The organism is Nocardia sp. NPDC049149, assembly GCF_043197455.1.
In the GTDB taxonomy this organism is placed as follows: domain Bacteria; phylum Actinomycetota; class Actinomycetes; order Mycobacteriales; family Mycobacteriaceae; genus Nocardia.
In genome coordinates this window covers 1,154,491-1,180,646 of the sequence record NZ_JBICTD010000001.1, presented here as the reverse complement: position 1 = coordinate 1,180,646, position 26,156 = coordinate 1,154,491, and the positions used below count along the sequence as shown (strand labels likewise).

Genomic DNA, 26,156 nt, shown 5'->3' with positions numbered 1-26,156 from the left:
AGGATATCAACCACGCTCGGTAGCTGCCTGCTCAGGCGCGGTGCCGTCGTGTCACGTTACTGTTGCTGACCGTTCGCTGGAGTGCCACTCTCGGCGCTGTCACTGGGTGTCCGAGCACCGGTGAAGACGAACGTGTCGTAGGCCCAGTAGCGGAAAACCACGGCCACGATCTGGCCGATGAGCGTGCCAGAGATGTTGTCCGACAACGGCGAGGACAGGTCGAGCACGTAGCGGGAGAAGCCGAGACAGCCCAGTTGCAGGCCGATCGCGATGACATTGAAAACGGCGTAGAGCAAATATTCGCGGCCCGGATTGTCCGTCTTCTTGTGCGCGAACGTCCACCATTTGTTGCCGAAGTAGGTGACCACCGTCGCCACCACGATCGCAATGATCTTGGCAGGTAACGGGTAGTGATAAAGCAGGCCTTCGCCACCCCAGAACACCAGGAGGTTGTAGGTGCCCGCGTCGACGAGAAACCCGATCGCACCGACGACCAGGAATGCGCTGCCCTGCTTGAGCGCGGCGACTACCTTCCCGACGAACGAGGCGTCGACGGGCGGCACGGTCTCGCCCGCCTGCGCGGTCGATTCACTGGTTGGCACGGCCCGACGGTACCCGAGCGGGACGGCAGCCGTCGGCGACGGCGGGACGGGAACCGAGCCCGCGCACCCCGGCCGAAATCCGCAACGCCAACGCGGTGAGGTCGGCCACGCGTTCCGGTCCGGTTCCCTGTACCCTCCCGGTGTTCCCACATTCGCCACCGATCGCGAGGATTGACCGGGTGGACTCCACCGAGCTTCGTATTGCCGCAGTGGTGCCGTGCCACAACGAAGAGGCCGCCGTCGCCAAGGTCGTTGCCGACCTGCTGGCCGCCGTGCCGGGAATCGTCGTCTATGTCTACGACAATCTGAGTACGGACAAGACGGCCGAACGCGCACGCGAGGCAGGCGCGATCGTGCGCCACGAGCACACCAAGGGCAAGGGCAACGTCGTGCGCCGCGCCTTCGCCGACATCGAGGCCGACGTCTATCTGATGATCGACGGCGACGACACCTACGAGGCGTCGGCCGCACCGTTGATGATCAAGACGCTGCTGGACGGCCCTTACGACCACATCCTCGGCGTGCGCAAGCAGGACGAGAACGGCTCGGCGTACCGGGCGGGCCACGAGACCGGCAACAAGGTGCTCAACGGCGTGGTCGGCAAGGTGTTCGGCGAGAACGTCGAGGACATGCTGAGCGGGTTCCGGGTGTTCTCCCGCCGCTTCGTGAAGAGCTTCCCCGCCGTCTCCCGCGAGTTCGAGATCGAGACCGAGCTGACCGTGCACTCGCTGCACCTGCGGGTGCCGCGGACCGCGGTGCCGGTCGGCTTCCGTGATCGCCCGGCGGGCAGCGAATCCAAACTGCGTACCTATCACGACGGGTTCAAGATCCTGGCGCTGATCATCGGGCTGGCCAGGCACGAGCGGCCGGTGCTGTTCTACGGCCTGTTCGGCACGCTGAGCTGGCTGGTCTCGATCGTGCTCACCATCCCGATCGTCGTCGAGTTCTACAACACCGGCGAGGTGCCTCGGTTCCCGACGCTGTTCCTCGGCTTCACGTTACTGCTCCTCGGCAGCCTGGCCTGGACCGCAGGCCTGATCCTGGACGGCATCCGGCGCTCCAGGCACGAAGCCGCGCGGCTGGTGTACCTGCGCTACTCCGCGGTGGGCGCTGACGACGTCCGGCTGACCGGCAATGGCGGTGACGCCCGCACCGGCGGAGCCGGCGCGTGACCGCATCGGCGGAGAAAGCGGCGACAGCACCGAATTCCGAACAGGCACTGGACGAGTCGACGAACGGTGGGCAGACCACGGCGCTGCCCGAGGACACCACGGCGACGCCGACCGAGTCCCGCTCGGTAGGCGGCTTCGGCAGCAGGGTTGTCACCCGGCTCGGGCCTGCCACCGTCGCGTTCGCCGTGCTGGTCGCGATCTTCGGCGGGCTGTTCACGGTCATCACGCCGCCCTTCTGGGGCCATGACGAGATCACCCAGTTCGGGCGCGCCTACCAGGTCGCGCACGGCGGGTTCCTGCCGCAGCAGATCCACGACGACCGCGGCGTCGCCTACGGCGGCGAGGTGCCGAAGAGCATCACCGCCCTGATGGGCTACGCGCTGCGCGACTACACCACCAATCCGGACGAGCCGGACTCGATGGTCGCGGATCCAAGCGCCTACGACCGGTTCGGCGGCGCCGCGGTGTCGGACGCCACCGAACCGGTCTGGTTCACCAACACCGCCGCCTACTCGCCGGTGCCGTATATCCCTGCCGCCGTTGGCATTCGACTTGCCGAGCTGTTCGACCTCGACGTCGCCGGGATGGTCGCGCTGACCAGGCTCGCCGGGCTGCTCAGCTACCTGACCGTCGTCGGCTTCGGCCTGTACGCGCTGCGCAAGCATCGGGTGCAGTGGCTGGCCTTCACCGTCGCGGTGCTGCCCATCGCGGTGTTCCAGGCAGGCACCGTCACCGCGGACACGATGACCAACGCGCTGGCGATCATGGTGTCGGCGCTGCTGGTGAAGGCGCTGTTCCTCGGCGACCGGCTCGGCCGGGTGGAAACCGGTGCGCTGCTTGCCGCCACGATCCTGCTGCCGGTGAGCAAGCCGACGTATGTGCTGCTCGCGATGCTCGTTGTCCTGGTGCCCGCGCAACGCCTCGGGTTCCGCGGCTGGCAGCGCGCGATTCCGCGGGTCTTCGCCGCGGTGGGCGGGCTCGTCTTCGCCGCATGGATGAAGGTCGCGGCGCCCACCGGCGACGGCATGGGCCTGATGCGGCCGCAGCACCAATGGCATTCGGTCCGCCCCAGCGACCAGCTGCGTGGGATCCTCACCGACCCAGGTCATTTCCTCAGCGTGTTCGGCGAGAGCATCGCGCTGCGCGACGAGCGGTGGTTCAGCCAGTTCTTCGGCGAGCTCGGTTTCGCCTACATCGACGTGCCCGCGCTGACGATGCTGGCCTGCCTGTTCGCGTTCGCGGTCAGCATCGGCGTCGCGGATCGGATGACCGCGGCCACCTTCCGGCGCACGCTGCTCGTCGCGCTGACCGTCGCGGCCAGCGTCGCGATGATCTACGTGACGCTGTACATGTCGTTCACGCCGGTGGGCTACTACATCATCGACGGCGTACAGGGCCGCTACTTCGTGCCGCTGGCGATCGTGGCGTTCGCGGTGCTGCTGCGCTGGATGCCGTTGCGGCTCACCAACATCGCCGGGCGGACGCCGACCGTCGGTCCCGCGGTGACCGTCATCGTCGCCACCGTGATCGCGCTCGTCGGCGCGGCATGGAAGTACTACGAGATCGTCTGGGGCTGATCGCCGGTCAGTCGGACGACGGGTCGAGGGTCACTTCGCCCGCGGCTACGTACGCGCGCTCGGTGCCTGCCTTGGCTGGGCGCCACCAGGATTCGTTGTCGCGGTACCACTGGACGGTCGCCGCGAGCCCGGTGCGGAAGTCCGCGTACTCGGGTTTCCACCCGAGTTCGGCGCGCAGCAGCGAGGCGTCGATCGCATAGCGCTGATCGTGGCCCGGCCGGTCGGTGACGTGGTCGAAGTCGTCCGGGTCGCGGTCGAAGGCCTCCAGGATCATCCGCACCACGGACTTGTTGTCGAGTTCGCCGTCGGCGCCGATCAGGTAGGTCTGCCCGATCCGCCCGCGCTGCAGGATGTCCCACACCGCGCGGTTGTGGTCGTCGACGTGGATCCAGTCGCGCACTTGATGTCCCGCGCCGTAGAGCCGTGGCCGGACGCCGTCGATCAGGTTGGTGATCTGGCGCGGGATGAACTTCTCCACGTGCTGATACGGCCCATAGTTGTTGCTGCAGTTGGAGAGTGTGGCGCGCACGCCGAACGAGCGGGTCCAGGCCCGCACCAGCAGATCGCTCGACGCCTTGGTCGCCGAGTACGGGCTCGACGGGTTGTACGGGGTGTTCTCGGTGAACGCCGGATCCTCGGGCGCCAGGTCGCCGTACACCTCGTCGGTCGACACGTGGTGATACCGAACGTCGTGGCGGCGCACGGCTTGCAACAGTGAATAGGTTCCGACAATATTGGTCTGCACGAACGGCCATGGTTCGGCCAGCGAGTTGTCGTTGTGCGATTCGGCGGCGAAATGCACGACCGCGTCGACACCGCTGACGAGCTCGTCGACCAGATCCAGGTCTGCGATATCGCCGTGCACGAAATCGATCCGATCGGCAACCGGGGCAAGGGACGCTCGATTCCCGGCATAAGTCAGTGCGTCCAGAACGGTTACGGTGATGTCGGCGTGGTCGACAACGGTCTGCTTGACGAAGTTGGCTCCGATGAATCCGGCTCCGCCGGTGACAAGCAATCGCACGCCACGACTCTACGTCGGCAGGCTCCGCCCAGCGGGATCGACGCCACCCCAAGGCAACTCGACCGGGCCGCCAGAGTTGCGCTCTGTGACCTTCATCTCATACTGTTCGGTAGGTATAGAACCGCTGGACTTCTTTTCAGGCCAAAACCCCGGTCAGAGTGCACATTTCCGACAACCCACCATGCTGAGGGTCTCTTTGGTGAACAAAATTTGAATTAACGGTCACAACCGGTTCACCACGCGTTAGCTGGTCTAGATTTCGATCGTCTAGTCCCCTCCGAACGCTTCACATTGAGGTTCCACACAAAATGCTGATGAGGAAATTCGCCGTGTCGTCGGCGCTGCTGATCGCCGCCCTCGGCGTCACCGCAGGCACCGTCAACGCGGCACCGGCTCCCGAAGCCGACAACGGAGCCGTGAACTTCACGGCCCAACAAGTAGACGCGACGTCCGTCATCAAGACCGATTCCGGCTCCATGGTCGTCGAAGACGGTGTCTTCAAGATCAAGGCCGTCAACGGAACCACCATCGCGGGCAGCGAGCTCAAGCTCCGTATCGACGAGTTCGAATTCCCGATCGCGGCCAACATCGCCGACCGCACCGCAACGCTGACCCCCGAGATCGACATGACGAAGGCTGTGTACAAGCCGATCGCCCTGCCGTTCGAGGACAAGGCGCCCTGGAAGAACGAATACGACCGCGAGCAGGCCGCGTTCAACCGCATGAAGGACACCATCGCCATGGGCGCCACCATCGGCACCCTGGTCGGCGGCCTCGGCGGCGCGACCGTCGGCTGCGTGCTCGGTGGCCTCCTCGGCCTCGGCGCCGCGGCAGCGACCATCGTCGGCATGTTCGGTCCGTTCATCCCGGCCGCCGCCATCGGCTGCCTCGGCGGCATCATCGCCGTCGGTGCGCTCGGCACCGTCGCGGGTCAGATCCTGATCACCGCTCCGGTCGCGATCGGTGCGGCGATCCAGTACTTTGCAACCACCAGCGGCCCGTTCGTCGCGCCGCCTGCTGCGAAGTAAGACCAGAAGTTCACTGACACAACTGAATTCGCACAACTGAAGAAGACGAGCCTAGGAAACCCTGCTCGACCCCGTGTCGGGCAGGGCTTTCTTAGGGCCCGGCCGTGTTACTGACAGTTTGCGAACCCAGTTTCCGGCCCCCACCCCCTGCCAAAAGCACCTGGATGAGGACCTAAACCTATGATTGCCAAGAAGTTAGCCGCGACCTCGGCCCTACTCATCGCCGCGCTCGGTGTCACCGCAAGCACCGTCAACGCGGCTCCGGCCCCTGCGGCCGACGGAGCCGTGAACTTCACGGCCGAGCAAGTCGATGCCACCTCGGTCATCAAGACCGATGCCGGCTCCATGGTTGTCGAGGACGGCGCCTTCAAGATCAAGGCCGCCAACGGCACCACCATCGCAGGCACAGACCTCAAGTTCCGTGTCGACGAGTTCGAATTCCCGATCGCCGCGAACATCTCCGACCGCACAGCGAGGCTGACCCCCGAGATCGACATGGCGAAGGCTGTTTACAAGCCGGTCGCGCTGCCGTTCGAGGACAAGGCACCCTGGAAGTCGGACTACGACCGTGAGCAGGCCGCCTGGAGCCGGATGACCAGCACCATCAGCATGGGTGCCACCATCGGCACCCTGGTCGGTGGCCTCGGCGGCGCGGCCGTCGGCTGTGTCCTCGGCGGTGGCCTCGCGCTGACCGTGGCCGCGGCCACCATCGTCGGCATGTTCGGCCCCTTCCTCCCCGCCGCCGGCATCGGCTGCATCACCGGCATTCTCGCCGTCGGCGCCCTCGGCACCGTGGCAGGCCAGATCCTCGTCACCGCCCCGGTTGCCATTGGTGCCGCGATCCAGTACTTCGCCACCATCAACCAGCCGTCGATCACCCCTCCGCCGGCCGCGAAGTAAGGTCAACGCGCACAACCGAATACGACACGAACCCCGCTCGGCGCACGAGAGCGGGGTTCGCTCGTTTCCAGCACCGTCCGCAGCAGAGTTACTGTCCGCCTGCAGGATTCAACCCCACCTGCCTCAAATTCGCCTGCCACAGTGCCATTCCGGAACATGCGCGAGCCCCGTCCCGGCCACAGCGGAACGGGGCTCGCCTGGACAGGCCGGACAGCTTTACGCTGTCCGCGCCTGCTGGCTCTCCTCGATCCGGGCACGGACGAAGCGCGAGACCCGCGCCAGCGCCGCCCTGCTCTCCGGCAGGCTCGGCGCGATGCTCATGAACGCGTGCACCTGACCGCGCCAGAGCTCCACCGCATTCGGCACACCCGCCGCGGTGAGCCGCTGCGCCATCAGCTCGCAGTCGTAGCGGAGCACCTCGTCCTCCGCGGCGATGAGCAGCACCGGCGGCAAGCCGGCCAGGAGGCCGTTCACCGGCGAGAGCAACGGGTCGAGGACGCCGTCGACCTCGGCGCCGATCCGGACCACCGCCTCCAGCGCGAGCAGCGGGATGTACGGGTCGCGCTTGACGTTGACGTGGCTGCGCTTGGCCACGTAGTCCAGATCGAGCAGCGGGCTCAACCCGACCAGCCCGGCCGGTGCGGGCAAACCCACCTCGATCGCGCGCAGGGCGGTGGCGAAGGCCAGGTAGCCGCCCGCCGAATCACCCGCGAAGACGATCCGGCCCGGATCGGCGCCGTGGCGCAGCAGCCAGCGGTAAGCCGTGAGACAGTCCTCGATCGAATCGGTAATCCGCCTGCCGGGCAGCTGCCGGTAGTCGACGTTCACCACGGGCAGCCCGGTGCGCCTGGCCAGGCTCGCCACCACCGGTCGATGCGTGCGCAGCCCGCAGACCGCGAAGCCGCCGCCGTGCATATACAGCACCGCACCGTGCCGCAGCGCACTCGCCGCGCCCGCCGCGCGCACGATCTCCATCCGGAAACCGTTGAGCGACACCCGCTCTCGGTCGACGCCGCGCGGCTCCGGGCGCAGCCGCGCGAGGGTGTCGATGGCGGCGGCGCCGATCGGGATGGTCGCGCGGGTGATAGGCGCCGCACGCAACGCGGGACGGACCACGCTGAGGCATGCCGCCAGCAGCAGCCGCGCCGGTGCGCTCAGATTTTCCGGATTCATCACCATGCCGGATTCGCCGACGCTGATCGCGGTCATCGCGCACCTACCTCACCTACTGGCGCGCCGCATCACGACCGGACGGTCCCAGGCGAGGTGTCGGCGCTGACATCTCACACAGTGTTACTTCAGAACACCATGCGTTGTGTGACCTAAGCAACAGCATCGCCGAACCGGCGGGTACGGAAACTACGAAAGCCCATTCCGTAATCAATTCGACGAGCAGTCGGAACCTCGCCGACGCCCAGGACAGGCCGAGCTGGCAGACTCCTCGGCATGCGCGGAATCATTCTGGCGGGCGGCACCGGGTCCCGGCTGCACCCGATCACGCGCGGGGTGAGCAAGCAGCTGGTCCCGGTCTACGACAAGCCCATGGTCTACTACCCGCTGTCCACGCTGATGCTCGCGGGCATCACGGACATTCTGGTCATCACCACGCCATCGGACGCGGAGGCGTTCACCCGATTGCTCGGCGACGGCAGCCAGTTCGGCATCGCGATCAGCTACGTGGTCCAGCCCGAGCCGGACGGCCTGGCCAGAGCCTTCGTGCTCGGCGCCGATCACATCGGCACCGAAACGGCGGCACTGGTGCTCGGCGACAACATCTTTCACGGGCCAGGCCTCGGCACCAGCCTGCATCGGTTCACCGAGATCGACGGCGGTGCGGTGTTCGCCTACTGGGTGTCGGATCCGACCGCCTACGGTGTCGTCGAGTTCACCGACGGCCGCGCGGTGTCGATCGAGGAGAAGCCGAAGGCGCCGCGCTCGAACTACGCCATCCCCGGGCTGTATTTCTACGACAACGACGTCGTCGAGATCGCCCGCACCCTGCGGCCTTCCGCGCGTGGCGAATACGAGATCACCGACATCAATCGGGCCTACCTGGAACAGGATCGGCTCCGGGTCGACGTGCTGGCCCGCGGTACCGCCTGGCTGGACACCGGCACCTTCGATTCGCTGCTGGACGCCGCCAACTACGTGCGCACCATCGAGGAACGGCAGGGCCTCAAAATCGGTGTGCCCGAAGAGGTCGCGTGGCGGCAGGGGTACATCGACGACGAGCAGCTGTGCAAGCTCGCCGAACCACTCGTCCGCTCCGGCTACGGCAGCTACCTGCTCGACCTGATCGAACGCGGACGGGATTGGTGACGATGGAGTTTCGCGAACTGGCGGTGCCCGGCGCCTGGGTGATCACCCCGCGCCAGCTCGGCGACGGGCGCGGCATGTTTCTCGAGGGGTTCAAGGCGTCGGAATTCGAGAAGGCGACCGGCCGCACCTTCGATCTGCGCCAGGTGAACTGCTCGGTCTCGGCAGCGGGCGTGCTGCGCGGCATCCACTACACCGAGGATCCGCCGGGGCAGGCCAAGTATGTGACCTGCGTGCGCGGCGCGTTTCTCGACGTGGTCGTCGATCTGCGGCCCGGCTCGCCGACCTACGGACGGTGGGACAGCGTGCTGCTCGACGACGTGGACCGGCGCTCGATGTTCCTGTCCGAGGGGCTCGGCCACGCGATTCTGTCGCTGGCCGACAATTCGACCGTCACCTACCTGTGCTCGCTCGAGTACACGCCCGAATTCGACAGGGACATGGATGCTTTCGATCCGCGGCTCGGCATCGAGTGGCCGACGGTCGGCCTGGACGGCACGCCGCTGACTTTCATTCGCTCCGCCAAGGACACCGCGGCGCCGCCGTTTTCCTGAGCGCTGTCGCGCCGACCGGCATGATGAGCTGGGGCAGCTCGCCCATCCTATGCATACGCATAAAATGCGAGTACATTTAATGCAGTTGCATGAAGCCTTCCCGACCACTAGGATGGGGCCATGTCGAAGCCGTCGACAACTGAAACAGCCCGCCGCACCGTCGCGCCGACCGGGCTGCTCGGCGAGTGGCGCGAGCTGCTCGACCGGCACGCGACGGTGAGTTGCGCACTCGAAAAAGCGCTGCAGGGACAGCATCAGATCGGGCTCAGCGAGTTCGAGACGCTGGACCGGCTGATCGAGGCCAACTGCGGCAACTATCGAATGAGCGATCTGGCCAACGACATCTATCTGAGTCAGAGCGCCCTGTCTCGCGCGGTCGCCCGGCTCGAACGTGATGGGCTGGTGAGCCGCACCATGTGCGCCGATGATCGGCGTGCCGTCTTCGTCTGCCTCACCGACAAGGGCCGCGAGGTGCACGAGGAGGCCGTGTGGACCCACCGGGCGGTCCTCACCAACACCTGGGACTCGCCCGGCCAAAAGTGCTGACGCACTTGATGTCTCGCACGTAAGGCCAAGCAGGAGCCTGGCCGCGCCAACTCAGGCGGTGCGCCCCGCGCTCGCCTCTTCGATCCCCTCGCGCGCATCGACCGCGACGGACTTGATGCTGGTGAAGGCCTTGCGATAGCGCTCGATCTCGATTTCCTTGTCGAGATAGACCGGCCCGGTGAACGCCTCGACATAGACGACCGGCGGCTCGGGCAGCTCACCCTGGCGCAGTTCGGGGAACTCGAGCATGACGAAGCGACCCGATTCCATGCCCTCGTGATAACCGGAATCCGTTGGTATCACCTGGATTCGGACGTTGGGCAGGTCGCACATCTTGCGCAGGTGGGCCAGCTGGCCCGCGGAAACCGCGTCGCTGCCGACACACCGCCACAGCACCGCCTCGCTGATCACCGCGTCGAGGTACAGCGGCGCGTCGGCGCGCGTGACCAACGCCTGGCGGGCCATGCGCAGCTGCACCCGTCGGTCGACCTCGGTCGCAGGCATCTCCGGACGCGCGGCCAGCAGCAGTGCGCGCGTGTATGCCTCGGTCTGCAAGAGGCCGGGCACCACCTCGTTCTCGTAGGTGGACAGCCGAGTGGCCGCCTCCTCCAAGCCGATGTAGACCTCGAACCCCTCGGCGATCACGTCGCCGTAGGCGGTCCACCACCCCCGCGCCTTCGTCTCCCGTGCGAGCGCGGTGAGCGGTGCGATGAGCTCGGCAGGCGCGCCGTAGACCTTGCACATCGCCTCGACATCGAGGCTGCGCAACGAGGTCTGGCCGGTTTCGATCCGCCAGATCTTGGCCTCGGACCATTCCAATTGCTGTGCGGCCGTTCTGGTCGTCATCCTGGCCCGGTTACGCAGATCGCGTAAGTGGCGGCCGAGTTGGCGCCGGGGCATGGTCGATCCAGTCGTTGCCTGCGGTAAAGCCATTAGCGTGTCTCCCCCAAGTGGTGCCGTGCAATGGTCGCTCTCCCGAACTCAACCGAGTTCCTCATCGACCATCCCTATCAGATACCCGTAAGCAATACCCGGGCATCGGAACCGCATTCTTTCACAGCAAATCTGCCATAGCCCATGGTGGGTGTCTCAGCCACGCCGGTGGCATCACAACGCCAAATGCCATGGGTAAGTGCGGTTTCGCCGACTTTACCTGCGCGAGCCGCGCTTGCGGAAGCGCCAGAACTGCACCGCGCGAACGTCTTCGGAGAGCTGGTTGACCGGCTCGGCGACATCGGAGAGTGCCTGGAACAGATCGTCGGCCAGCTCGCTGATGTGCTCGACCCGCGTCGCCAGCCTGGACACGCTGACGAGGAACTCCAGCAGCAACCGGACGACGGCCGCGATGGTCAGCCCGAGCGGCACCCCGATCAGCGCGGCGAGCACGCCGAGCACCGCCGAGATCCGCCACATCGACACCGTCAGCGCGATCGGCGCCGCGACGGCGAACGCCAAGCCGAGGATGTAGGCCAGCGGCAGCAGCGTGCGCGTGGCAGGCCGGTGGAATTGGACGTCGAGCAGGCCGCGGGCCGCCTCGACAGCCCACTGGCCGAAGGCGCGCGGGCTCTCGAACGGCTCCGGAACCACCTCTTCCTCGACCGTGTCGGCACGCGAGAACCGGCGCGCCGCCGATTCCTTCCAGGTGAGCCACCGCGATTCGGCTTCGTACTCCTCTGGGTCCGGCAGCGCACTCCCTTTGGCGTTGCCGTTGGGCTCGTCGCTCATGACCGAAATACTCCCCGCTCACACCCATCCAGGCCAATCGGCGGCGCGGTGCGGATCTCACGAACACCACCGCCCTCAGCAGTCTCGCAGGGACGGCACAGCGAAAGAACAGGTCAGCGGGCGAAAGTAGCGGCGGGACAACAATACCGAGCAATGTCGAGCAACGTCATAGCAATTCGCTGTCACCGGAGTGCCGAAGAGACGTAGCCAACACTCGCAAAGAAGTTTTGAAGATCGCGTAACACCGAAGATGTCTGGCGGCGATAGGCCCCATGAAGCAGGACCCAGATCTACCGGGGAATGGAGAAGACAAGTGCGCACCACGTTTCCGACTTCCGTCTCGGCGGCCACTATGACCGCCGCTGCGCAGGACTACACCCAGCGCGGATGGACGGTCGCCGAAACGGCCAATGGTCTCTGCCTGATCACCGATGACGAAGTGTCCGGCATCGAGGTCAGCGGAGAGCTGGCCGGCCAAGTTCGCCGCTTCCTGCGCGCGAACAACCTGTCCGGCCCGGTCATCGAGATCCCCGGCGCGCAGCGTCGCGAGATCCACCTGGTCACCGGCCTCCGCAAGGCCACGCTGGCACTCGAGGCGCTCACCGCCGCCGGAGCCATCGTCCACACCGACGGCGCGGGCATCCTGTTGCCGCCCACTCAGCTCTCGGCCGGTTCGGCCTGCTGGGGCGTCACGCCCGCCGAGGCCCGGTGGATCCCGCCGGTCGTCGCGCTCGGCGCCGCCGTGCGTGCCGTCACCGCACGCAAGCGGCCGCAGCTCACCAGCGTCGCCTGCTGAAACAAGCAACCCGAAGACCGCCGGGCCCACGCCCGGCTGGTACGACCGACATCCTGAACACGCCGACTGCCCCGGCATCTGGATGTCGGTCGTTCTTGGTTTCACGGTCGCGACCATCGCTCGCCGATCGCATATCCCGTGTTCTCTTTTCAGACCGGCGATAGCGCGAGAGGATGGGGCATGGCCCACATCACGGACTCTCGTAACCTCTTGCGCACCTGTCCGCTCTGCGAGGCGGTCTGCGGGCTGGAGGTGACGCTCGATCCGGACGACCATGTGACGTCCGTGCGTGGCGACCGGGAGGATCCGTTCAGCAAGGGGTTCATCTGCCCCAAGGGGGCCAGCTTCGGACATCTGGACGAAGATCCCGATCGAATCACCGAGCCGATGATCCGGGACCGGGCCACCGACACCTGGCAGACCGCGACCTGGACCGAGGCCTTCGACCTCATCGCCGAACGCTTCCCGCAGATCACCGCCGAGCACGGGAAACAGTCTGCGGCGGCCTACCTGGGCAACCCGAATGCGCACACCGTGGCAGGCGCGCTGTACGTGCCTGTGCTGCTGCGCGCGCTGAGCACCAGGAACATCTACTCGGCGAGCACCGCCGACCAGATGCCCAAGCAGGTGGCCAGCGGGCTGATGTTCGGCGATCCGCTCACCGTGCCGGTGCCGGATCTGGATCGCACCGACTATCTGCTGATGCTCGGCGCGAATCCGCTGGAATCGAACGGGTCATTGTGCACCGCACCGGATTTCCCTGGCAGGTTGAAGGCGTTGCAGCGCAGGGGCGGCCGGTTCGTCGTGGTCGACCCCCGGGTGACCCGCACCGCGAAGCTTGCCGACGAGCATCTTTTCATCCGGCCGGGTAGCGACGCCTACCTGCTGTTCGGGATCGTGCACACCTTGTTCGCCGAGGAACTCACCGACGTGCGGGTCGAGGTCGCCGGGCTCGACGAACTGCGCACGGCCGCAGCGGCATTCAGCCCGGACGCGGTGGCGATGCGCACCGGGGTGCCCGCGGCGACGGTGATCCGCCTCGCCCGCGAGCTCGCCGCGGCGCCGACGGCGGCGGTGTACGCCAGAATCGGCACCTGCACAGCGGAATTCGGCACGATCACGCAGTGGCTCGTCGACGCGATCAACGCGCTCACCGGCAATCTCGACGCGCCGGGCGGTGCGATGTTCGCCACCGCGGCGGCGGGCGGGATCGTCCGCAGCAGGCCGTTCACGCTGGGGCGCTGGACCAGCCGGGTCCGCGCGCTGCCCGAGGCCATGGGCGAGTTCCCGGTCGCGACCTTGGCCGACGAGATCCTGACGCCGGGCGAGGGACAGATCCGCGCACTGGTGACGGTCGCGGGCAACCCGGTGCTGTCCGCGCCGAGCGGAGCCCGCCTCGATGCCGCCTTCGCCCAGCTCGACTTCATGGTGAGCGTGGACCGGTATCTGAACGAAACGACCAGACATGCCGACGTGATCCTGCCGCCGCCGCGCCCGACCCAGTCGCCACACTACGACTTCGCGCTGCTGCAGTTCGCGGTGCGCAACTACGCGCGCTATTCGCGCCCGCTGGTGCCGCTCGGCGCGCGTCCCTCGGAGGCAGGCGTGCTGGCCCGCCTGGCCGCGGCGGTCTCCGGCATGCCGCACGACGGCGTCGACGGGGCCGACCCGCTCACCGCGGTGGACGAACTGATCATGGCGGGCACCCTGAACAAGGCCGGAATGGCCGACCGGCGTGCCGAATTGGTCGGCGAGAACACCACCGAGCAGCGCATCGACATGATGTTGCGGCTCGGCCCGTACGGCGAGTGGGCCGGTGGAACACTCAATCTGCAAGCGCTGCTCGACAATCCGCACGGCGTCGACCTAGGTCCGTTGCAGCCCAAGCTACCCGGGGCGCTACGGACCGCGTCGAAGCTGGTCGAGCTCGCCCCGCCGCCGCTGCTGGACGACGTGGCCAGGATGCGGGCCAGGCTCGCCGACACCGCGCCGGACGTGGTGCTGATCGGGCGGCGTCAGCTGCGGTCGAACAACAGCTGGATGCACAACATCGCGACGCTGGTCAGCGGGTCGAATCGGTGCACGCTGCATATCCATCCGGACGACGTGGCCAGGCTCGGGCTCGGTGAGCACGCGGTGGTGAAGTCGGCCGCAGGGACGCTGACGGTGCCGCTGGAGCCGACCGACGCGATCATGCCCGGCGTGGTGAGCCTGCCGCACGGCTGGGGCCACGCCGACAGCGCGCAGACCGTCGCCAGGGCGCACGCAGGCGTGAACGCGAATGTGCTGACCGATGATTCGGTGGTCGACGTGCCCTCCGGCAACGCGGTGTTCAACGGGGTGCCGGTGACCCTGACGCCGGCGTGAAGCTCGTCGCATCGACGACAGCGCCGACCGGCCGGAACGGGCAGAAGATCCCGGCCGGTCGGCTTGTCGTGATTTCCCGGAAACCCTTGTGCTAACTAAGCATTCAGTGCATTCTCAACATGGATTTCGTAGTTTTGCTCAAGCCGATCTGACTAAAATGGACAGGATTTCGGTTTAGTCGCGGGCTCGACGTCGACCCTCGAAGGACCGGATTCCGGCAACCAGAGGGTGGCGAAGATGCCTGGTACACACTGCGGTAGCGACGGCGAACACGAGCTACAAGACCGGTACGGCACCCAGGAAAGAGCTGGTCGCTTCTATGACGACCAGGTGCTGGATCACTTGAACCCCACCATGATCGAGTTCATCGGGCGGATGGACATGGCGTTCATCGCGACCGCGGACAAGCACGGCGAGTGCGATTCGAGCTTCCGCGCGGGCCTGCCCGGCTTCCTGCACGTCATCGACGAACGCACGATTGCTTACCCCGAATACCGGGGCAACGGCGTGCTGGCCAGCCTGGGCAACATCCTGGAGAACCCGCACGTCGGGATCATGCTCCTCGATTTCGTCCGCGACCTGATCGGCCTGCACATCAACGGCGCGGCGCGCATCGTCGAGGACGACGCGCTGCGCCGCAGCGTCACCGGCCTGCCGGAGAACCACAAGGGCCGGGCCGCGGAACGCTGGGTCGTCGTCGACGTCGAAGAGGCATACATCCACTGCCGCAAGCACATTCCGCATCTGGTCCCCGCCGACCGCGAACAGCGCGAGTGGGGCACCGACAATGTCCGTGCCAAGGGCGGCGACTACTTCGGCGCCAAAGCCGAGAGCCGTGCGCTCGCCGGGGACGGGCTCGTCTGCCGGTGACCGTCACGCGCCCAACTGCTATGCGGCGCTAGGAAATCCCCATGAACGCCGTCAGTGAATCTTGAAGATCACTACGCGCTGGACTACGAAATTGATCACAGTGGCCGTGCCCTGGGCGACGACGAACGCGAGCAGCTGACGCCACGGCGCGTCGGGCAACGCCTCATACAGCACCGCGTTGATGCCGACCTGCACGGCGAAGGTCACCGCGTAGAGAATCACCACCGCGACGAACCGTGCTCGACTCGGCGGCGCCTTGAACGTCCAGCGGCGGTTGATCAGATACGCCGTCGTCGTGCCCGCGATGAAGCTGAGCGACTTCGCTGCCTCACGTGGCAGGCCGACCAGGTTGAACAGCAGGCTGTACAGCCCGAAGTCGACGATCGCCGACAGACCGCCGGTCAGGGTGAACCGGACAATCTGCGTCTTCAGGTCGACATCGGTACCGCCCGGCTCGTCGACCAGCGGCAATTCGGCCGGGAGCGGCAGATGGGGATCGGCATGCACGCGGACGAGCGTAGCCGTACCGAAAGCGATACGTATCTCACTACCGCGGGGTAAGCGAGACCGACCGGATGTCCGGTCATACCTGTAGCCTCTATCCCGATGTCCACGAAAGCTCCGACCGCCACCACGACGACCGGGAACGAGAACGGCGCGACCGTCACAAACGGCGACGCCGCCGCCGGGAACGCGTTCGCATTGCCGACGCAGACCCGCACGTTGACCGGGTGGGGTCGCACCGCACCAACCTCTTCCGAAGTGCTCTCGACCAGCGATCCCGAACTGATCGCCAAGGCCGTCGCCATGGTCGCCGAGGACAATGACTCCAAGCCAGCGCACCTGCGCCGCGGCGTGATCGCGCGCGGCCTCGGCCGCTCCTACGGCGATCACGCACAGAACGCGGGCGGGCTCGTCATCGACATGACGGCGCTGAACAACATTCATCGGATCGACCGCGATACGCGGATCGTCGATGTGGACGGCGGAGTCAGCCTGGACCAGCTCATGAAGGCGGCGTTGCCGTTCGGACTGTGGGTCCCGGTGCTGCCAGGCACCCGTCAAGTGACGATCGGCGGCGCCATTGCCTCCGACATCCACGGTAAGAATCATCACAGCGAGGGCAGCTTCGGCAACCACGTGCGCTCGATCGATCTGCTCACCGCCGACGGGCAGGTGCAGCACATCACGCCGAAGCGCAACGCCAAGCTGTTCTGGGCGACCGTCGGCGGCAACGGGCTCACCGGCATCATCCTGCGCGCGACCATCGAGATGACCCCGACCGAGTCGGCGTACTTCCTCAACGACGGCGTGAAGACGACGACGCTCGACGAGACGATCGCGGCGCACAGCGACGGCAGCGAGGCGAACTACACGTACTCGAGCGCGTGGTTCGACGTGATCAGCCCGCTGCCCAAGCTCGGCCGCGCCACCATCACCCGCGGCCGCCTCGCCAAGGCCGACGAGCTGCCCAAGCGGCTGCGCAAGAAGCCGTTGAAGTTCGACGCACCGCAGCTGATGACCGTGCCGGACATCTTCCCCAACTGGACGATGAACAAGCTGACGCTGCGCTCCATCGGCGAGGCGTACTACGCGATGGGCGGCAACTACACCGGCAAGGTGCAGAACCTGACGCAGTTCTATCACCCGCTCGACATGATCGCGGAGTGGAACCGCGGCTACGGCTCCAACGGCTTCCTGCAGTACCAGTTCGTGGTGCCGACCGAGGCGGTCGAGGAGTTCAAGCGGATCATCATCGACATCCAGGCGTCCGGGCACTACTCGGCGCTGAATGTGTTCAAGCTGTTCGGCGCAGGCAACCCGGCGCCGCTGAGCTTTCCGATGCCGGGCTGGAACATCTGCGTCGACTTCCCGATCAAGCCGGGCCTGAACGAGCTGGTCAGCGAATTAGACCGGCGCGTACTGGAATTCGGTGGCCGCCTATACACGGCGAAGGACTCGCGGACCACCGCGGAGACGTTCCACCAGATGTACCCACGGATCGACGAGTGGATCAAGATCCGCCGAAGTGTCGACCCCACAGGCGTTTTCATGTCCGATATGGCGAGAAGGCTGGAGCTGCAGTGATTAATGCCGTCGGTAACCCGCAGGCCATCCTGCTGCTCGGCGGGACCTCCGAGATCGGCCTGGCGATCTGCACCGAATACCTGCGCAAGGGTTCGGCGCGCATCATCCTGGCCGCGCTGCCCAACGATCCGCTCCGCGAGGACGCGGTCGCGCAGATGAAGGCGGCGGGCGCGACCCAGGTCGACGTGATCGACTTCGACGCGCTCGACACCGACAGTCACCCGAAGGTGATCGACGCGGCATGGGACGGCGGCGACGTGGATGTCGCCATCGTCGCCTTCGCCCTCGACGGCGATCCGGAAGAGCTGTGGCAGAACCAGCGCAAGGCTGTGCAGGTCGCCGGAATCAACTACACCGCATCGGTTTCGGTCGGCGTGCTGCTCGGCGAGAAGATGAAGGCGCAGGGCTTCGGGCGGATCATCGCGATGTCGTCGGTCGCCGGTGAGCGGGTGCGGCGCACCAACTTCGTCTACGGGTCGACCAAGGCGGGCCTGGACGGCTTCTATCTCGGGCTCGGCGAGGCGCTGCGCCCGCACGGCCCGCGTGTGCTGGTGATCCGGCCTGGCATGGTGCGGACCAGGTTCTCCGCGCACGTCAAAGAGGCGCCGCTCACCGTCGACAAGGAAGTCATTGCCGAGCTTGCGGTTTCGGCCTCGCAGAAGGGTAAGGATCTCATCTGGGCGCCGGGCACCTGGCGTTTCGTGATGATGATCCTGCGCCACGTCCCGCGCCCGATCTTCCGCAAGCTGCCCATCTAGGAGCTTGGTGAGCCGCACCGGGATCGGCCTCGCGCAGCCGCGCGAGTCCGGACGGTGCGGCTTTTTTATGTCGCCACGACCAGCACGCTGACGCATCCGAGGGCGGGACCTGGCAGCATGATCGCCGGTCGCCGGGACGCCCATGGGCGTCGTGGCGCCGACGCGAATGCCGACCCGAGGGAACCCGGAGATGCCATGCGAGTAATCGGAGACACCGGCTGTGGCGTGCCGTGCGCCGCGACCACCGACGTGCGGGCGCAGGCCGCCCTGGGTTTTCGGGCGCGAGTTAGTCGGTGTGCCGGTTGCGGCATCGGAGCGGGTCGATGACCGCGGCGGTCACCGAGCGCGACGCACCGCGCAGCCGAGGTGCTCTATTGGCCAGGCAGGCCGGAGCCGGAGTCGGCGAGGCGGTCCTGGCAGGTCTGGTTGCCCTGGTGGTGACTGCCGTTGGGCTGACCGCCTTTTCGATGGTGCACTGGCCCGCGTTCAACTCCTCCAACGTGACTCGCGCACTGACGACGGTCGGGCAGGTCTTCGCGGCGGCCCTGGTGATCGCGGCGATCGCACTGACCCGGCGGGCAGGCACGCTGCGGGGTTGGCTCGGCGCCCCATGGTTGGCCAAAACGCTGTCCTGGCTGGGCATTTCGACGTTCGTCACGTTCACCCTCGGGATGCCGCTCGCGGCGACCAAGCTGTATCTGTTCGGCGTCTCGGTGGACCAGGAGTTCCGGACCGAGTTCCTGACCCGGCTCACCGATTCCCCGGTCCCGCACGACATGACCTATGTGGATCTGCCCCCGTTCTACCCGTCGGGGTGGTTCTGGATCGGCGGGCGGGTCGCCGACGTGCTCGGCATGGCCGGGTGGGCGACGTTCAAGCCGTACGCGATCGGTTCGATCGCGGTGGCGGCGGTGATCTCGCTGGTGTTGTGGTCCAAGCTGATTCGCGCCGACTGGGCGATCGCCGTGACGGCGGCGGTCACCGCGATCGTGCTGGCGTACGCGTCGCCGGAGGCGTACAGCGCGGTCATCGTGCTGCTGCTGCCGCCTGCGCTGATCCTGGCGTGGGGCGCGCTGCATCGTCCGGAGGGCGGTAAAGCCGGCACCGCGGGCGGTTGGGGTGCGGTGCTCGGCACCGGACTGTTCCTTGGGCTCGGCGCCACCTTCTACACGCTCTACTTCCTCCTCGCGGCCTTCGCTGTCGCGTTGATGGGGCTGCTCGCCGCCGGGCTCGCGGTGCGGGAACGACGGGCCGCGGATCGGCGGGCCGGCGCCGACGGGCCGCCTGCCTGGCGGGCCGCGCTCGCGCCGCTGGTTCGCTTGGTCGCGATCGCGGCGATCGCCGGGGTGCTCGCGGCGATCGTGTGGGCGCCGTATCTGCTGAAGACACTGAGCAGCCCGACGGCAAGCACCGGCACCGCACAGCACTACCTGCCCGAGTCCGGTTCGGAACTGTTCTTCCCGATGGTCGAGTTCTCGCTGCGTGGCGCGCTGTGCCTGATCGGAGTGATCTGGCTGGTCCTGCGAGCGGGCTCGTCGCGCCGGGCGCAGGCGCTCGGCATGGGCGTCGTCGCGGTCTACCTGTGGACGGTGCTCTCGATGACGGCGACGGTGGCGAAGACCACGCTGCTGTCGTTCCGGTTGGAGCCGATCCTGCTCGCGCTGCTCGCCGCGGCGGGCGCGTTCGGGGTGGTGGAGGGGACGCGAGCGATCTACCAGGCGTTGAACGAGCCGGGCCGGTTCCGGCTGATGGTGACCGTGGTGACCGTGGTCGCCGCGCTCGCGTTCACCCAGGACATCCCGCACGTCCTCGCCCCGGAGATCACCACCGCATACACCGACACCGACGGCAACGGTCAGCGCGCCGATCAGCGCAACCCTTCGGCGGTGGCGCATTACGGCGAGGTGGACAAGGCCCTCTTGGCGCAAACCGGACGGCCACGCTCGGACACCGTCGTGCTCACCGCGGACACCAGCTTCCTGGCTTTCTATCCGTATTACGGCTTCCAGGCGCTCACGCCGCATTACGCGAACCCGCTGGCCGATTTCCAGGGCCGGGCCGCGACCATCAAACAGTGGAGCACGCTGAAGTCGTCGAGCGCGCTGCTCGATGCGCTGGCGGCCAGCCCGTGGCGCGCTCCGGACGCCTTCCTGTTCCGCAACAGTGGTGACAGCTACACGCTGAAGCTGGCCGAGGACGTCTACCCGAACGACCCGAACGTCAAGCGCTACGCGGTGCCGTTCTCGAAGGAACTCTTCGCCGATCCGCGCTTCACCACCACCGAAATCGGCCCGTTCGCCCTCGTCACCATCCGTCGATAACGCGGCATCGAATGGGACATGACAGCGGCACATCGCTGCCGAGTCCCATTCGGTCACTGCCTCGGTTACCAGGCGACGCACAGCGTCCTTGGGTACCGTAGGCGGCTGAGCTGTAGTTATAGAGGAGAAGTTTGCAGGTGGTACGGGCATTACAGGCCGATTCGGGCACGCAGGACGAGTCGGTGGTAGGGGTTGCGAGCAGGGACACCATCGCGACCGGAGTGCTCACCGCGGGGCCGTCGGCCCCGGCCCGCAAACGAAGATTCCCCCGCTTCCACCGTGCCGACCTGCTGTTCGGGTTCGGCTACCTTGCCCTGGCCGTGGTTGTCCTGTCGGGACAGTGGCGCAACACCCAGAGCGGGTACCTGATCAAGAGCGGTCAGGACCAGACGATGTGGGAGTGGTTCTTCGCGGTCACCGCGCACTCGGTGGCGCACCTGGAGAACCCGCTCGGCACCACCCTGCAGAACTTCCCGGCCGGGGTGAACATGATGGCCAACACGGCCATGTTCGGGGTCGGGGTGCCGTTCACGCCGATCACGCTGATGTTCGGGCCGACGGTCACGTTCGTGCTCGTGCTCACGCTCGGGCTCGCATCCACCGCATTCGGCTGGTACTGGCTGTTTTCCAGGGAGCTCGTCGAGTCCAAGCTCGCGGCGGGCATCGGCGGGCTGTTCTGCGGGTTCGCGCCTGCGATGATCTCGCACGCCAATGCGCACCCGAATTTCGTTGTGCTGGTGCTGCTTCCGATCATCGCGGGCCAGCTGATCCGGATGGCGCGCCGGGCCGCGGTGACCGGGCCGGACCGGCCACGCAGGCGGGTACGCGACGCCGTCGCGCTCGGCCTGCTGGTCGCGATGCAGATCGCGCTCGGCGAGGAGCCGCTGCTGATCTTCGCGCTCGCGTTCGGGCTGTTCGCGATCGTGTACTTCCTGCATGCGCCGCGCTATGGAATGCGCACACTGCGCGGGATCGCGCCGACGGTGCTGCTCGCGGCGGTGTTCACCCTGATGCTCACCGAAATCCCGCTCTGGTGGCAGTTTTTCGGCCCGCAAAGCTACCGCTCGATCGACCACGGCCCGATGGGCAACGATCTCAAGGCGATCGTGCAGTTCCCGTCCGAATCGCTGGGCGGGCTGTTCTCGCCAGGCCAGTACGTGGCGATCAACGAGACCGAGCAGAACGCCTACTTCGGCTGGCCGCTGCTGCTCCTGCTCGCCACCACCATCGCGCTGCTATGGCGCGATCGGGTGGTGCGGGCGGCAGGCGTGGTGATCGTGGTGTTCGGCGTGCTCTCGCTCGGCGCGGTCGCCATGCTCGGCAAGAAGCCCACCGGCGTCGAATTGCCTTGGCGCTGGGCCGAACACGTCCCGCTGCTGAGCACGGTGCTGGAGACCCGGTTGACCATGGCGGCGATTCCCGCCATCGCGGCGATCCTCGCGCTGGCCACCCAGCGGGCGGTCGGCCGGTGGCGCGAGTCGCCGGTGGACTGGCGGCCGCTGGCCTGGTTCGGCACGCTCGCGCTGGCGCTGCTGCCGTTGGTGCCGACGATCCTTCCCGTCGTCGAGCGGGGTCCGACGCCTGCGTTCTTCGCGGACGGAACGGTGCGCAACTACGTCGGCACCGGCTCGGTGGTCATGGTGCCGCCGTCCCGGCCGCTCGACGCGGGCGCGCTGCGCTGGCAGGCCGAAGCAGGCTTCGACTTCCCGCTGGCCGGTGGGTATTTCGTCGGCCCGACCGGGGCAACGAAGAAGGGCATCTACGGTCCGGAGGGGCGCGCGACCACCACGCTGCTGGTGCGGGCACAGGAGACCGGGGCCGTGCCGCCGATCACCGACGAGACCCGCGCGCAGGCCCGCGCCGACCTCGAGTTCTGGCAGGCGGACGTCCTGGTGCTGCCCGCGACCAAGAACGTCGACACGCTGCGCAGCACGGTGACGCAGCTGCTCGGCTTCGAACCGGCTCGCGTCGACGACGTGTGGCTCTGGGACGTTCGCGCGGTGAGGTAGCTAGCATCAAGCACCGTGCGACCGGACCGAACTACTCGAGCGTTCACCCGTTACCGCCTGATCGCCCTCGTCTCCGGGCTCCTGGGATTCGTGCTGGCGCTGCTGACACCGCTGTTGCCGGTGCGGCAGGACCGGGCGACGCTGGACTGGCCGCAGGCCGGCGTCAGCAGTGTCGAGGCGCCGCTGGTGTCGTATCAGCCGCTACGGCTGAACGCGACGCTGCCGTGCTCGCTCGTGCAGGCGGTGGGGTCGGGCACGGTGGTGTCCACCGTGCCGGTCAGTTCCGGCCAGGCGGCGACCAAGGGACTGGTGGTTTCGGTCGCCGACGGCGTGCTCTCGGTGGTGCTGCGCGACGTGCCGCTGCTTGCCGCGCCGGTTGCCGAAATCACCGCAGGCGCAGGCTGCACCGCCGTCACCATCGAGTCGACGGCCGCCGCGACGACCACCGAGATCACCGGGGCGACGCGGCAGGACGGTACGCCGTTCCGCAACACCGTGACTCGCGATATCCGGCCGCAGTTGGTCGGCGTGTTCACCGATCTCCCGGCCGCCCGGTTGGACGGCGCCAAGGTGCACGCCGACATCGATTCGCGGTTCTCCTCGTCGCCGACCGCGCTGAAGCTGGCCGCGATCATCGCGGCCGTTGTCTGCACGCTCGTCGCGCTGCTCGCACTGCATCTGCTCGACACCAGCGACGGGCGTCGCGCCCGCCGCTTCCTGCCCGCGCACTGGTGGCGGTTCACGCCGACCGACGCTGCGGTGCTGGGCACGCTCGGGCTGTGGCACTTCATCGGCGCCAACACCTCCGACGACGGCTACATCCTGAACATGGCACGTGCCTCGGGGCACGCCGGGTACATGGCGAACTACTACCGCTGGTTCGGGGTGCCGGAAGCGCCGTTCGGCTGGTCCTACGAGGTGCTCGCCTGGATGACCAGGATCTCGGACGCCAGCCCGTGGATGCGGCTGCCCGCCGTGTTCGCCGGGGTGGTGTGCTGGCTGGTGATCAGCCGGGAAGTGCTGCCGCGCTTGGGGGCTCGGGTGCGGCGCAACAAGGTGGCGTTGTGGACGGCCGGGCTGGTGTTCCTCGCCTTCTGGCTGCCCTACGACAACGGGCTGCGGCCGGAACCGCTGATCGCGGCGGGCGCACTGCTCACCTGGTGCTCGATCGAGCGGGCCATCGCCACCGGGCGGCTGCTGCCCGCCGCGGTCGCGGTGTTGATCGCCGGGTTCTCCCTTGCTGCCGGCCCGACCGGGCTGATCTGCATCGCGGCGTTGATCGCGGGATCGCGACCGGTGCTGCAGATCATCATCAAGCGGGCGCGCGGGGTGGTGCCCGCGGTCGGCGGCGGTGTCGCCGAAAGTCCCGCGATGACAGGAGGACTCGATGCGCCCGGCGGTCCTGCTGGCGAAAAGAGCGGGCAGGCAACGCAGTCCGGTCGACCCTCCTGGCTGAACTCGGTGTTCCGGTATGCGGCGGTCCTCGCACCTGGCCTGTCCGCCGGAACATTGGTGCTGGTGGTGGTTTTCGCGGATCAGACGCTGTCGACGGTGCTGGAGGCAACCAGGGCGCGCACCATCGTCGGGCCGAACGTGGCCTGGTTCGACGAACGCACGCGCTGGGATTCGCTGCTGATGCTCTCGCCGGACGGGTCGCTCGCGCGGCGCTTCGGCGTGCTGGTGATGCTGCTGTGCCTGCTGGTCTGTGTGCTGCAGGTGCTGCGAAAGGGCCGCATTCCCGGCACTTCTCGCGGCCCGTCGGTGCGGATCCTCGGCATCGTGTTCGCGTCGCTGCTGCTGATGATGTTCACCCCGACCAAGTGGACCCACCACTTCGGCGTGTACGCCGGGCTTGCCGGATCGCTGGCCGCGCTCGCCGCGGTCGCGGTGGGCACCGAGGGCATCCGATCGCCACGCAATCGGGCGCTGTTCGCGGCCGCGGTGCTGTTCCTGCTCGCCATCACATTCACCGGGTCCAACGGCTGGTGGTACGTGTCCAGCTACGGCGTGCCGTGGTGGGACAAGGCGCCATTGGTCGCGGGCAAGGGTTTCTCCACGCTGTTCCTCGCACTGAGCGGTGTCGCGCTGATCGTGGCGGTGTGGCTGCACTTTCGAGAGCCGTATCGCCGAGTCAGTGGTGTGCCCAAGCGATTCGATCGCTTCGCCTCCGCACCGCTGACCATCGCCGCGGCGCTGCTGGTGCTGTTCGAGGTGGCCTCGCTCGCGAAGGCCGCGGTCGCCCAGTACCCGGCGTACTCGGTCGCCAAATCGAACTTCGAGTCGCTGACCGGTGATTCGTGCGCGCTCGCCAACGAAGTGCTGGTGGAGACGGACACGGCCAAGTCGCTGCTGCTGCCCATCACCGGCTCGCCCGCCGACGGATTGGCCGCGGAAGCAAAGGGATTCACGCCCAACGGCGTGGCGAGCGACCTCACCGCCGACGCCGACGAAACCGTCGCGGGCGGCGCGAACTCGATCAACTCCGACTCGAAGAACAAGACAACCAAGACCACCGGCGCAGGCACCGGCGGCGGCACCTCCGAGCAGACCGGCATCAACGGGAGCTCGGTCGCCCTGCCGTTCGGCCTCGACCCGGCGACGACGCCGATCATGGGCAGCTACCAGGACGGCGAACAACAGCAGGCTTCGCTGACCACCCAGTGGTACGGCCTCGATCTCAGCGACAGCATGCGCCACGACCCGGCCTACCAGGTGCTCGCGCTCACGGCGGCGGGCCGGATCCGGCACGTCGACGTCGACGGTGTGGTCACCTACGGGCAGGAGCTGCACGTCGAATACGGTGTGCGCGAGGCGAATGGCTCGGTGCGCAAGCTGGGCTCGGTCGACCCGCTCGATATCGGGCCTGCGCCCTCGTGGCGCAACCTGCGGGTGCCGCTGAATCAGCTGCCCCTCGAAGCGAACGCGGTGCGGCTGGTCGCGATCGACAACGACATCACGCCGAAGCAGTGGCTCGCCGTCACGCCGCCTCGGCTGCCCAAGCTGGCGACGCTGAATTCGGTGGTCGGGTCCACGGATCCGGTGCTGCTCGACTGGCACGTCGGGCTCGCCTTCCCGTGCCAGCGCCCGTTCAACCACCACGATGGTGTCGCAGAAGTGCCACGCTGGCGCATTCTGCCCGACCGGGTCGGGTCCGACGCCTCCAACGCGTGGCAGGACGACATCGGCGGCGGGCCGCTCGGCTGGACCGGGCTGCTGCTCGAATCGAAGACCGTCCCCACCTATCTCGACCACGACTGGTCGCGGGACTGGGGCTCTTTGGAGCAGTTCACCCCCTACGATCCGAAGGCCCAACCCGCTGAGATCGGCGTCACCGTCGTCACGCGATCCGGCTTGGCGAAGGACGATCCGATCCGAGTCCGATAGGGGCCGTTTGCCTTTTCCGCGACACCGGACCAGACGGTCCGGTGTTGCGGTGACGCAAAAATGTCGTAAACAGACCGGTTGGACGCCGATTTCACCGCACAATCACAGGACGAATTCCC

The 26,156-nt window shown here is 67.2% G+C and carries 22 protein-coding genes; 15 read left to right on the top strand and 7 right to left on the bottom strand.

Annotated features, from left to right (window positions below; translation table 11 throughout):
• Positions 1-56: 56 nt before the first annotated feature.
• Both ACGFNJ_RS05455 and ACGFNJ_RS05450 read right to left on the bottom strand, forming a co-directional pair.
• Positions 57-602 carry a GtrA family protein gene (locus tag ACGFNJ_RS05455; RefSeq protein ID WP_393443586.1) on the bottom strand — a complete coding sequence of 182 codons (546 nt, stop codon included), beginning with the start codon at positions 600-602 and terminating at the stop codon, positions 57-59.
• Positions 589-711, bottom strand: a complete 123-nt coding sequence (locus ACGFNJ_RS05450) for a hypothetical protein (protein WP_393443584.1) — start codon at positions 709-711, stop codon at positions 589-591. Before ACGFNJ_RS05450 ends, ACGFNJ_RS05455 begins: the two co-directional genes overlap by 14 nt.
• A 70-nt stretch (positions 712-781) precedes the next feature.
• Between ACGFNJ_RS05450 and ACGFNJ_RS05445 the strand changes: the two genes are divergently transcribed.
• Positions 782-1,774 (top strand): glycosyltransferase family 2 protein, encoded by a 993-nt coding sequence (locus ACGFNJ_RS05445; RefSeq protein ID WP_393443582.1) that lies wholly within the window; start codon positions 782-784, stop codon positions 1,772-1,774.
• Positions 1,771-3,351 (top strand): DUF2142 domain-containing protein, encoded by a 1,581-nt coding sequence (locus ACGFNJ_RS05440; RefSeq protein ID WP_393443580.1) that lies wholly within the window; start codon positions 1,771-1,773, stop codon positions 3,349-3,351. Before ACGFNJ_RS05445 ends, ACGFNJ_RS05440 begins: the two co-directional genes overlap by 4 nt.
• Before the next feature lie 7 nt (positions 3,352-3,358).
• Here ACGFNJ_RS05440 and rfbB read toward each other — a convergent pair whose 3' ends face one another.
• A complete protein-coding gene (rfbB, locus tag ACGFNJ_RS05435) occupies positions 3,359-4,375 on the bottom strand; it encodes a dTDP-glucose 4,6-dehydratase (RefSeq protein WP_393443578.1) in 1,017 nt (338 codons plus the stop codon).
• Positions 4,376-4,683: 308 nt separating this feature from the next.
• On the opposite strand from rfbB, the gene ACGFNJ_RS05430 reads away from it, so the two are divergent.
• Together ACGFNJ_RS05430 and ACGFNJ_RS05425 are read left to right on the top strand one after the other, a co-directional pair.
• Positions 4,684-5,403, top strand: coding sequence for a hypothetical protein (locus ACGFNJ_RS05430; protein WP_393443576.1), 720 nt, complete (start codon positions 4,684-4,686; stop codon positions 5,401-5,403).
• A gap of 180 nt (positions 5,404-5,583) precedes the next feature.
• On the top strand, positions 5,584-6,303 hold the full coding sequence (locus ACGFNJ_RS05425; RefSeq protein ID WP_393443574.1) for a hypothetical protein: 720 nt from the start codon (positions 5,584-5,586) through the stop codon (positions 6,301-6,303).
• A 216-nt stretch (positions 6,304-6,519) separates the two neighbouring features.
• Here ACGFNJ_RS05425 and ACGFNJ_RS05420 read toward each other — a convergent pair whose 3' ends face one another.
• The gene (locus tag ACGFNJ_RS05420) at positions 6,520-7,512 is read right to left on the bottom strand and encodes an alpha/beta hydrolase (protein WP_393443572.1); all 993 of its coding nucleotides are present in this window, start codon (positions 7,510-7,512) and stop codon (positions 6,520-6,522) included.
• Positions 7,513-7,749: 237 nt separating this feature from the next.
• On the opposite strand from ACGFNJ_RS05420, the gene rfbA reads away from it, so the two are divergent.
• The 3 genes from rfbA (at position 7,750) to ACGFNJ_RS05405 (ending at position 9,719) form a co-directional block, all read left to right on the top strand.
• A complete protein-coding gene (gene rfbA, locus ACGFNJ_RS05415) occupies positions 7,750-8,622 on the top strand; it encodes a glucose-1-phosphate thymidylyltransferase RfbA (protein ID WP_393443570.1) in 873 nt (290 codons plus the stop codon).
• A gap of 2 nt (positions 8,623-8,624) precedes the next feature.
• Positions 8,625-9,173 (top strand): dTDP-4-dehydrorhamnose 3,5-epimerase family protein, encoded by a 549-nt coding sequence (locus tag ACGFNJ_RS05410; RefSeq protein WP_393443568.1) that lies wholly within the window; start codon positions 8,625-8,627, stop codon positions 9,171-9,173.
• A gap of 120 nt (positions 9,174-9,293) precedes the next feature.
• Positions 9,294-9,719 carry a MarR family winged helix-turn-helix transcriptional regulator gene (locus ACGFNJ_RS05405; RefSeq protein ID WP_393443566.1) on the top strand — a complete coding sequence of 142 codons (426 nt, stop codon included), beginning with the start codon at positions 9,294-9,296 and terminating at the stop codon, positions 9,717-9,719.
• A gap of 51 nt (positions 9,720-9,770) precedes the next feature.
• Here ACGFNJ_RS05405 and ACGFNJ_RS05400 read toward each other — a convergent pair whose 3' ends face one another.
• Positions 9,771-10,619 (bottom strand): helix-turn-helix domain-containing protein, encoded by an 849-nt coding sequence (locus ACGFNJ_RS05400; protein WP_393443564.1) that lies wholly within the window; start codon positions 10,617-10,619, stop codon positions 9,771-9,773.
• Between the two features lie 249 nt (positions 10,620-10,868).
• Positions 10,869-11,444 carry a DUF4282 domain-containing protein gene (locus ACGFNJ_RS05395; RefSeq protein ID WP_393443562.1) on the bottom strand — a complete coding sequence of 192 codons (576 nt, stop codon included), beginning with the start codon at positions 11,442-11,444 and terminating at the stop codon, positions 10,869-10,871.
• 313 nt (positions 11,445-11,757) lie between these two features.
• Between ACGFNJ_RS05395 and ACGFNJ_RS05390 the strand changes: the two genes are divergently transcribed.
• From ACGFNJ_RS05390 to ACGFNJ_RS05380, 3 genes are all read left to right on the top strand, one after another.
• Entirely contained in the window at positions 11,758-12,240 is a 483-nt protein-coding gene (locus ACGFNJ_RS05390; protein WP_393443560.1) for a hypothetical protein, read from the top strand.
• Between the two features lie 180 nt (positions 12,241-12,420).
• Positions 12,421-14,607 (top strand): molybdopterin-dependent oxidoreductase, encoded by a 2,187-nt coding sequence (locus ACGFNJ_RS05385; RefSeq protein WP_393443558.1) that lies wholly within the window; start codon positions 12,421-12,423, stop codon positions 14,605-14,607.
• A gap of 237 nt (positions 14,608-14,844) precedes the next feature.
• On the top strand, positions 14,845-15,477 hold the full coding sequence (locus tag ACGFNJ_RS05380; protein WP_393443556.1) for a pyridoxamine 5'-phosphate oxidase family protein: 633 nt from the start codon (positions 14,845-14,847) through the stop codon (positions 15,475-15,477).
• Positions 15,478-15,528: 51 nt separating this feature from the next.
• Here the strand turns inward: ACGFNJ_RS05380 and ACGFNJ_RS05375 are convergent, their stop codons facing one another.
• On the bottom strand, positions 15,529-15,984 hold the full coding sequence (locus tag ACGFNJ_RS05375; RefSeq protein ID WP_393443554.1) for a GtrA family protein: 456 nt from the start codon (positions 15,982-15,984) through the stop codon (positions 15,529-15,531).
• A gap of 99 nt (positions 15,985-16,083) precedes the next feature.
• Here ACGFNJ_RS05375 and ACGFNJ_RS05370 point away from each other — a divergent pair, with 99 nt between their 5' ends.
• From ACGFNJ_RS05370 to ACGFNJ_RS05350, 5 genes are all read left to right on the top strand, one after another.
• Positions 16,084-17,565, top strand: a complete 1,482-nt coding sequence (locus tag ACGFNJ_RS05370) for an FAD-binding protein (protein ID WP_393443552.1) — start codon at positions 16,084-16,086, stop codon at positions 17,563-17,565.
• Entirely contained in the window at positions 17,562-18,323 is a 762-nt protein-coding gene (locus ACGFNJ_RS05365) for a decaprenylphospho-beta-D-erythro-pentofuranosid-2-ulose 2-reductase (RefSeq protein ID WP_393443550.1), read from the top strand. The genes ACGFNJ_RS05370 and ACGFNJ_RS05365 overlap by 4 nt, the downstream gene beginning before the upstream one ends.
• A gap of 323 nt (positions 18,324-18,646) precedes the next feature.
• Positions 18,647-20,644, top strand: coding sequence for an arabinofuranosyltransferase (locus ACGFNJ_RS05360; RefSeq protein WP_393443548.1), 1,998 nt, complete (start codon positions 18,647-18,649; stop codon positions 20,642-20,644).
• Positions 20,645-20,826: 182 nt separating this feature from the next.
• Positions 20,827-22,653, top strand: a complete 1,827-nt coding sequence (locus tag ACGFNJ_RS05355) for a glycosyl transferase (protein ID WP_393443786.1) — start codon at positions 20,827-20,829, stop codon at positions 22,651-22,653.
• 15 nt (positions 22,654-22,668) lie between these two features.
• Positions 22,669-26,037, top strand: coding sequence for an arabinosyltransferase domain-containing protein (locus ACGFNJ_RS05350; protein WP_393443546.1), 3,369 nt, complete (start codon positions 22,669-22,671; stop codon positions 26,035-26,037).
• Positions 26,038-26,156 lie beyond the last annotated feature (119 nt).

What these genes read in the sequence shown, in the direction of transcription:
- ACGFNJ_RS05430 (WP_393443576.1), top strand. Translation starts at nt 4,684, where the DNA reads ATGCTGATGAGGAAATTCGCCGTGTCGTCGGCGCTGCTGATCGCCGCC.
- ACGFNJ_RS05425 (WP_393443574.1), top strand. Translation starts at nt 5,584, where the DNA reads ATGATTGCCAAGAAGTTAGCCGCGACCTCGGCCCTACTCATCGCCGCG.
- ACGFNJ_RS05420 (WP_393443572.1), bottom strand. Translation starts at nt 7,512, where the DNA reads ATGACCGCGATCAGCGTCGGCGAATCCGGCATGGTGATGAATCCGGAA.
- rfbA (WP_393443570.1), top strand. Translation starts at nt 7,750, where the DNA reads ATGCGCGGAATCATTCTGGCGGGCGGCACCGGGTCCCGGCTGCACCCG.
- ACGFNJ_RS05410 (WP_393443568.1), top strand. Translation starts at nt 8,625, where the DNA reads ATGGAGTTTCGCGAACTGGCGGTGCCCGGCGCCTGGGTGATCACCCCG.
- ACGFNJ_RS05405 (WP_393443566.1), top strand. Translation starts at nt 9,294, where the DNA reads ATGTCGAAGCCGTCGACAACTGAAACAGCCCGCCGCACCGTCGCGCCG.
- ACGFNJ_RS05400 (WP_393443564.1), bottom strand. Translation starts at nt 10,619, where the DNA reads ATGCCCCGGCGCCAACTCGGCCGCCACTTACGCGATCTGCGTAACCGG.
- ACGFNJ_RS05395 (WP_393443562.1), bottom strand. Translation starts at nt 11,444, where the DNA reads ATGAGCGACGAGCCCAACGGCAACGCCAAAGGGAGTGCGCTGCCGGAC.
- ACGFNJ_RS05385 (WP_393443558.1), top strand. Translation starts at nt 12,421, where the DNA reads ATGGCCCACATCACGGACTCTCGTAACCTCTTGCGCACCTGTCCGCTC.
- ACGFNJ_RS05380 (WP_393443556.1), top strand. Translation starts at nt 14,845, where the DNA reads ATGCCTGGTACACACTGCGGTAGCGACGGCGAACACGAGCTACAAGAC.
- ACGFNJ_RS05370 (WP_393443552.1), top strand. Translation starts at nt 16,084, where the DNA reads ATGTCCACGAAAGCTCCGACCGCCACCACGACGACCGGGAACGAGAAC.
- ACGFNJ_RS05360 (WP_393443548.1), top strand. Translation starts at nt 18,647, where the DNA reads ATGACCGCGGCGGTCACCGAGCGCGACGCACCGCGCAGCCGAGGTGCT.